9 protein-coding genes are annotated in these 6,426 nt (G+C 70.6%); 5 read left to right on the top strand and 4 right to left on the bottom strand.

Annotated features, from left to right (window positions below; translation table 11 throughout):
* Positions 1-191 precede the first annotated feature (191 nt).
* Positions 192-1,382, top strand: a complete 1,191-nt coding sequence (locus tag ABDW35_RS29630; protein WP_343717443.1) for an NAD(P)/FAD-dependent oxidoreductase — start codon at positions 192-194, stop codon at positions 1,380-1,382.
* Between the two features lie 162 nt (positions 1,383-1,544).
* Here the strand turns inward: ABDW35_RS29630 and ABDW35_RS29625 are convergent, their stop codons facing one another.
* Both ABDW35_RS29625 and ABDW35_RS29620 read right to left on the bottom strand, forming a co-directional pair.
* Positions 1,545-1,895 carry a putative quinol monooxygenase gene (locus ABDW35_RS29625; RefSeq protein ID WP_343717442.1) on the bottom strand — a complete coding sequence of 117 codons (351 nt, stop codon included), beginning with the start codon at positions 1,893-1,895 and terminating at the stop codon, positions 1,545-1,547.
* A gap of 85 nt (positions 1,896-1,980) precedes the next feature.
* Complete coding sequence (locus tag ABDW35_RS29620) at positions 1,981-2,280, bottom strand: HlyU family transcriptional regulator (protein ID WP_138891540.1); 300 nt, start codon at positions 2,278-2,280, stop codon at positions 1,981-1,983.
* Positions 2,281-2,656: 376 nt separating this feature from the next.
* Between ABDW35_RS29620 and cml the strand changes: the two genes are divergently transcribed.
* Positions 2,657-3,835 carry a CmlA/FloR family chloramphenicol efflux MFS transporter gene (gene cml, locus ABDW35_RS29615; RefSeq protein WP_343717441.1) on the top strand — a complete coding sequence of 393 codons (1,179 nt, stop codon included), beginning with the start codon at positions 2,657-2,659 and terminating at the stop codon, positions 3,833-3,835.
* A gap of 41 nt (positions 3,836-3,876) precedes the next feature.
* Here the strand turns inward: cml and ABDW35_RS29610 are convergent, their stop codons facing one another.
* Entirely contained in the window at positions 3,877-4,245 is a 369-nt protein-coding gene (locus tag ABDW35_RS29610) for a nuclear transport factor 2 family protein (RefSeq protein WP_343717440.1), read from the bottom strand.
* A 108-nt stretch (positions 4,246-4,353) separates the two neighbouring features.
* Here ABDW35_RS29610 and ABDW35_RS29605 point away from each other — a divergent pair, with 108 nt between their 5' ends.
* The gene (locus ABDW35_RS29605) at positions 4,354-5,151 is read left to right on the top strand and encodes a helix-turn-helix transcriptional regulator (RefSeq protein ID WP_343717439.1); all 798 of its coding nucleotides are present in this window, start codon (positions 4,354-4,356) and stop codon (positions 5,149-5,151) included.
* 108 nt (positions 5,152-5,259) lie between these two features.
* Entirely contained in the window at positions 5,260-5,406 is a 147-nt protein-coding gene (locus ABDW35_RS29600) for a hypothetical protein (RefSeq protein WP_343717438.1), read from the top strand.
* Here ABDW35_RS29600 and ABDW35_RS29595 read toward each other — a convergent pair whose 3' ends face one another.
* Entirely contained in the window at positions 5,407-5,946 is a 540-nt protein-coding gene (locus ABDW35_RS29595) for a metallophosphoesterase family protein (protein WP_343717437.1), read from the bottom strand.
* A 265-nt stretch (positions 5,947-6,211) separates the two neighbouring features.
* Between ABDW35_RS29595 and ABDW35_RS29590 the strand changes: the two genes are divergently transcribed.
* Positions 6,212-6,426 (top strand): hypothetical protein (locus tag ABDW35_RS29590; RefSeq protein WP_343717436.1); only part of this gene is annotated, 215 nt, incomplete at its 3' end.

The following is a 6,426-nucleotide window of genomic DNA, read 5'->3' as shown; positions in this document are numbered from 1 at the left end:
AGAACATCCTTCTCACATCACCGGCAGCAAACGATGTGGGTCGGAGACGCGAAGCGGCTCCGGGTGAGGGGATTTTGTCGAGGCCGGGACCAGCCCTCACCCGGTCTCGCTGACGCGAGCCCGACCTCTCCCGCGTCCGGCGGGAGAGGTTACGCGTAAGATGGGCTTGATCCGGCTGGAACGGAGACGGGGTGCAGTCCTTCGACGTGGTGGTGATCGGCGCCGGGGCGGCCGGGATGATGTGCGCGGCCGAGGCCGGCCGGCGCGGCCGGTCGGTGCTCGTGCTCGACCATGCCGCCGCGCCGGGCGAGAAGATCCGCATCTCCGGCGGCGGCCGCTGCAACTTCACCAACCTGCATGCGGCGCCGGCCAACTTCATCTCCGCCAACCCGCATTTCTGCATCTCGGCGCTGCGGCGCTACACCCAGCGGGACTTCATCGCCCTGGTCGACCGCCACGGCATCGCCTGGCATGAGAAGACGCTGGGCCAGCTGTTCTGCGACGGCTCCTCCCGCCAGATCGTCGACATGCTGCTGGCGGAGATGGGCCGGGCCGGCGTCACGCTGCGCCTGTCCACCAAGGTCGAGACGGTCGGGCGCGACGCCGACGGCTTCGTCCTGGGGCTGGCCGGCGAGGCTCCGGGATCCGTGCGCTGCCGGTCCCTGGTGGTCGCCACCGGCGGCCGGTCGATCCCGAAGATGGGCGCCACCGGCTTCGGCTACGAGCTCGCCGCCCGCTTCGGCCTCAAGGTCACCGAGACCCGGCCGGCCCTGGTGCCCCTGACCTTCGAGCCGGCGCTGCTGGAGCGGCTGAAGCCGCTGGCCGGCATCGCCGTCGATGACGCTGAGATCGGCTGCGGCCGCACCCGGTTCCGCGAGGCGATGCTGTTCACCCATCGCGGCCTCAGCGGCCCGTCGATCCTGCAGATCTCCTCCTATTGGCGCGAGGGGCAGGAGATCACGGTGTCGATGCTGCCGGGCATCGACATGTTCGACTGGCTGCGCGGCGCCCGCGCCGCCAATGGCCGGCGGGCCCTGCACACCGTGCTGGCCGAGGTGCTGCCGAAGCGGCTGGCGCAGGCGATCGCGGAGGCGGAAGGCGCGGCGGGCAACCTCGCCGACCTGTCAGACAAGGTGCTGCGCCGGGTGGCGGAGGCGGTGAATGGCTGGCGGGTGCGCCCGGCCGGCTCCGAGGGTTACCGCACCGCCGAGGTGACGCTGGGCGGGGTCGACACCGCCGGCCTCGATTCGCGGACCATGGAGGCCAAGACGGTGCCGGGCCTCTACTTCATCGGCGAGGTGGTGGACGTCACCGGCTGGCTCGGCGGCTACAATTTCCAATGGGCTTGGTCCTCCGGCTGGTCCGCCGGACAGGCTGTCTGATGCCGACGAGTCATAGATAGACCGTCATCCCGTGCGCGCTGCGGCGCGAAGTGCTGCAGCGCAGACACGGGATCTCGGCACGGCCTCCAAGAGATCCCGGTTCTGCGGCGCACCACTCCGTGCTGCGCCGCGCCCGGGATGACGGCGTGGGGAGCTGTCCTTTCAGGCCGCGAGCACTGCGAAGTCCCCGCGCATCGGTTGCCAGACGGTGACGCCGCGCTCCTGCCGCAGGATGTCGGGCAGCGCCGCGATATAGGCATGGCGGTAGGCGCGCGGGATCTGCACCTGCACCAGCTCGTCGAGGTCGGCCCAGGTCTCGTAGATCATGAACAGCGTCGGGTCGTCCGGCGACCGGTGCAGCACGGCGTTGATGAAGCTCGGCTCGTGCCGCATCGCGTCCAGCACCGGCATCAGCAGGTCCAGGAACTCGGCCTCGCGGCCCGGCTTGACGTGCAGGGTGACGGTGAAGGCGATGGTCTTATCGCCGGGGCCGGTGACGGTGGAGACCAGCATCGCATCCTCGGGATCATGGTGAACGTCCCGAGGATCGTCGTGGCCGAGAGTGGAACCAATAACCTCGCAGGTAAGGGTGTCAGCCTCAGTCCGCGAACACGCGGTCGCCCTGTTCGTCGATGATCTGCTGCGCCTTGGTCACCGAAAAGGCGGTGGCGTCGTCCTTGCTGGCGTGCTTGTCGGCCCGGATGAAGCGGTGGGTCTTGGTGCCCTCCGGGAAGTCCTTCTCGATCAGGCCCGCGGTCTGGTACTGGCCGCCGGCCTGGAACGGGGCGGGGCGGATGCGGAAGCCCTTGTACTCGACCGCCGGGCCGGCCGGGGCCTCGCCGGACGAGGCCTCCTCGCGCTTGCCGCCGCCGAACAGGGATTTGAGGAAGGAGACCATCGTGCCGCCCGTGGGTTGCGCTGGAAGAGGAGCGCAGCCTAGCCCGGATCGCGGCGCGGATCACGCCTTCGTCAAACCCAGCTTCGTCATTGCGAGCGCAGCGAAGCAATCCATGCAGCAGCCCTTGCGGGACGATGGATTGCTTCGTCGGCTTCGCCTCCTCGCAATGACGGCGAGGTGGTCGGCGGATTGACGCACGCCGAACCACCCGCTACAGCCAATCCCGCCGTTGTCTGGAGACACTTCATGGGGACCGACTCCACCGCAACCCGCTGAGCCGCACCAACCCATCCGGTTGTTGCGGCGCTCCCGATCACGGCCTTTCCAGTCCTGATGCGGACCGCCGCCGAAATTCTCTTTCCGCGGAGGTCTTCCCATGCCTGCACCCAGGCCATGGCCCTATTCCCTAGCAGCCACCCTGCTGCTGCTGTCCCCGTTCGACCTGATCGCCTCGCTCGGCATGGATGTCTACCTGCCGGTGGTGCCGGAGATGCCGGCAGCGCTGGCGGCGACGCCGGCCCTGGTCCAGCTGACCCTCAGCCTCTACCTGCTGCTGCTCGGCTGCGGCCAACTGCTGTTCGGGCCGCTGTCCGACCGCATCGGCCGGCGGCCGGTGCTGCTGGGCGGCGCGCTGCTGTTCACCCTGGCCTCGGCCGGGCTGGCGCTGGCCTCCTCGGCCGCGCCGTTCCTGGCGCTGCGCCTGGCCCAGGCCGCGGGCGCCGCGGCCATGCTGGTCGCCACCTTCGCCACGGTGCGCGACGTCTATGCGACGCGGCGCGAGGGCGCGGTGATCTACAGCCTGTTGGGCTCGATGCTGGCCTTCGTGCCGGCCTTCGGGCCGCTGCTCGGCGCCGCGGTCGACCACGGCTTCGGCTGGCGCGGCATCTTCTGGCTGCTCGCCGGACTCGGCGCCCTGGCCGGGCTGCAGGCCTTGTGGCGCTGGCCGGAGACGCGGCCGGAGGGTGGCGACGGGGTGCGGCTGCGGCATGTCGGCGCCATCCTCGGCAGCGGGCCATTCTGGACCTACACCCTCGGCTTCAGCGCGGCGATGGGTGCGTTCTTCGTCTACTTCTCGACCGCGCCCGCGGTGCTGATCCGTGGGCTGGGCTTGACCCCGGTCGGCTTCAGCCTGGCCTTCGGCACCGCCGCGCTGGTGATGATCGCGACCGCGCGCTTTGCCGGCCGCTTCACCGCGCGCTGGGGCCGGCGCGGCTGCCTGATCCGCGGCATGGCGCTGCTGCTGGCCGGGGCCGCCCTGCTGGCGCTGGGGCAGGTCGCGGCAGGGCCGTCGCTCTGGGCCTTCCTGGGACCGGTCTGGGTGGTCTCGGCCGGCATCTCGGTCACCTGCGCCGTCACCGCCAATGGCGCGTTGCAGGGCTTCGGCCATGTCGCCGGCACGGCCACCGCGCTCTATGCCTGCCTGGAGGGTCTGATCGTCGGCGCCGTCGGCACGCTGGCGGTGCTGGTGCTGCCGGCCGGGCTGGCGCTGGCCGGGTTCTGCGCCGTGGCGGCGCTGGTCGTGACCGGCCTGGCGCTGCGCCTGCCGGCCGAGTGAAAGGGAAAGGGGGCGGGCCTTGCGGTCCGCCCCCAATCTCTTCACGCGGCCATTGCGGGGGCCTGGTCGAGGAAGCCGGTGATGCCGGACAGCAGGCCGCCGGCGATCTCGCCGAAATCGGTGCCGGCGACCAGCGGCGGCGCGCCGTCTGGCCCCAGCTCCCAGCGGAAGCGCACCCTCCCATTGTGCTCGTCGACCGGGCCGACCCGGCGGAAGCGGTGGCCGGGGAACCGCTCCTGCACCGCGGCGATCATGGCGTCGATGCCGGCCCGGCCGTCGCCGCGCATCATCGGGTCGAGGTAGAAGGCGCCCTCGGCCCAGGTGGTGTCGATCAGGGCGCGCCGGCGGCCGGCATCGGTCTCGTTCCAGATCGTGATGTAGCGGTCGACCAGCTCGGTGGCTGCGGTCATTTCGATGTCTCCATCGGTTGCGATGACTGGATCCTGTCCGGCCCGCGACGCGAAAGCGATTACCTGCCAGGTCATGGATGCGGCGCCGCCTGCCGGCTATCGTCGGGCATGGCCCACACCGCACCCAGCTTCGGCGACCATCTGCGCGACTGGCGCCGGCGCCGCCGCCTCAGCCAGCTCGACCTCGCCTGCGAGGCCGACATCTCCACCCGCCACCTCTCCTTCATCGAGACCGGGCGGTCGCGGCCCAGCCGCGAGATGGTGCTGCACTTGGCCGAGCGGCTGGAGGTGCCGCTGCGCGAGCGCAACGCCCTGCTGGTCGCCGCCGGCTTCGCCCCGGCCTATCCGGTGCGGCCGCTGGACGACCCGGCGCTGGCCCCGGCCCGGCGGGCGGTGGAGCGGGTGATCGAGGCGCATGCGCCGAACCCGGCCCTGGCGGTCGACCGGCACTGGCAGCTGGTGGCTGCCAATGCCGCGGTGCCGTTGCTGCTGGGCGGCGTGTCGCAGGATCTGCTGCAGCCGCCGGTCAACGTGCTGCGGCTGGGCCTGCATCCGGAGGGGCTGGCGCCGCGGACCGTGAATTACAACGAGTGGCGCGGCCACCTGCTGGAACAGCTGCGGCGTCAGGTCGAATCGACCGGCGACCCGGTGCTCGTCGATCTGCTGGACGAGCTGCGGGCCTATCCGGCGCCGCCCGCCACCCTTGCGGCGCTGGGCCCGACCGAGGAGGCACATCCCGACGTCGTCGTGCCGTTCCGCCTCGCCACCGACTCCGGCGTGCTGTCCTTCCTGTCGACCATCACCGTGTTCGGCACCCCGGTCGACGTCACCCTGTCGGAGCTGGCGGTGGAATCCTTCTTCCCGGCCGATGCCGCCACCGCCGAGGCCTTGCGCCGCCTGGGCTGAATCGCCTTCGGCAACGCTCCGTAACAAAATTGTCCCCGGCTTGTATTTGACATAATTCCCGGAACGTCGTCACATGGGTGTCAGACTTCCTTGGAAGGGAGCCTCGTGATGCGGCGGGTGTGGAACTGGATGCGGCTGCTCGCAGCCGCCATGGGCGACGACGACGGGCATGAGCGCGAGCTGCACGCGGCGCTGCGCAAGGCGAATCGCGGCCCGCATCGCTGCCGCCGCCCGCTGCCGGACCCAGAGGTCTGATCACTCCTCCATCGGTTCCTTCTTTCCAGCCAGCGGTTTCCGCCGGCGCTTGCGCGCGATGATCTGATCCAGCGTCGCCGGCCGCAGTTCCTGCACATCGACCCCGACATCGTATTGCCGCGTCATCGGCGCCAGCATGCCGTGCGAATGGCCGTGCAGATTCAGCGACCCGCGGCCGATCTGGTTCCAGGTGCGGAACGGGTAGTGGCACAGGATCAGGTGCCGGCCCTCGATCTTCAGCTCCGCATAGGCCTGCACCGAGTCCCAGCCCGGCGCCGCCAGCGTCCCCGGCCCGTCATTGTTGCCGGTGACCAGGTGCTTGCGGCCGTTCAGCCGGCCCAGCAGCGCCGCCACCGCCTCCGGCGGCGGGCCGAGCGCGAAATCGCCGAGATGCCAGACCTCGTCCTCCGGCCCCACGGTCTCGTTCCACAGCGCGACCAGCGCCGCGTCATGCTCGGCGAGGTTTGGAAAAGGCCGCCGGTCGATCGCCAGGACGCGCCGGTCGCCGAAATGGGTGTCGCTGGTGAAATAGACGGTCATGCCGGCATTCTGACCATGAATACCGGACGGAAGCCATTGACGGGGACCGCGGCGTCCCCGATCCTTCCGGCATGAACGCCATCCTCAACACCTCGCTGCACATGCGACGCCGGTTCCGTCCGGCGGCGGGCGTGCTGCGCGTTGAGGAAGGGATGTCCCCGGGGGCCTAGGCCCGCACCGACCAGACTCTCCCTCGCGTTCACCAGCCCGCCGCGGATCGCCCCGGCGGGTTTTTTGTTGCCTCGCTCACGAAAGGATCAGGGTCATGAGCCCGCCCGCCCCCGACAGGGTGCCTTATCTCCGGCTGGTGCCGCCGGCCGGATTCGAGACGCAGCCGGCGCTGCGCCCGGTCCGCCTCGGCCTGTGGCTGCAGCTCTCGATCCTGGTCGAGACGCTGCGCCGCCGCCGGAGCCGTGCCTTGCAGGTCGAGCGGCTGAGCGACCATGAGCGCCGCGATGTCGGGCTGCCGCCGCATTCCGG

The organism is Inquilinus sp., from assembly GCF_039594555.1.
GTDB lineage: Bacteria > Pseudomonadota > Alphaproteobacteria > DSM-16000 > Inquilinaceae > Inquilinus.
Note: the sequence above shows the minus strand (reverse complement) of the source record. Positions and strands in the feature narration are given on the sequence as shown.

What these genes read in the sequence shown, in the direction of transcription:
- ABDW35_RS29625 (WP_343717442.1), bottom strand. Translation starts at nt 1,895, where the DNA reads ATGCTGGTCTCCACCGTCACCGGCCCCGGCGATAAGACCATCGCCTTC.
- ABDW35_RS29620 (WP_138891540.1), bottom strand. Translation starts at nt 2,280, where the DNA reads ATGGTCTCCTTCCTCAAATCCCTGTTCGGCGGCGGCAAGCGCGAGGAG.
- cml (WP_343717441.1), top strand. Translation starts at nt 2,657, where the DNA reads ATGCCTGCACCCAGGCCATGGCCCTATTCCCTAGCAGCCACCCTGCTG.
- ABDW35_RS29610 (WP_343717440.1), bottom strand. Translation starts at nt 4,245, where the DNA reads ATGACCGCAGCCACCGAGCTGGTCGACCGCTACATCACGATCTGGAAC.
- ABDW35_RS29605 (WP_343717439.1), top strand. Translation starts at nt 4,354, where the DNA reads ATGGCCCACACCGCACCCAGCTTCGGCGACCATCTGCGCGACTGGCGC.
- ABDW35_RS29600 (WP_343717438.1), top strand. Translation starts at nt 5,260, where the DNA reads ATGCGGCGGGTGTGGAACTGGATGCGGCTGCTCGCAGCCGCCATGGGC.
- ABDW35_RS29595 (WP_343717437.1), bottom strand. Translation starts at nt 5,946, where the DNA reads ATGACCGTCTATTTCACCAGCGACACCCATTTCGGCGACCGGCGCGTC.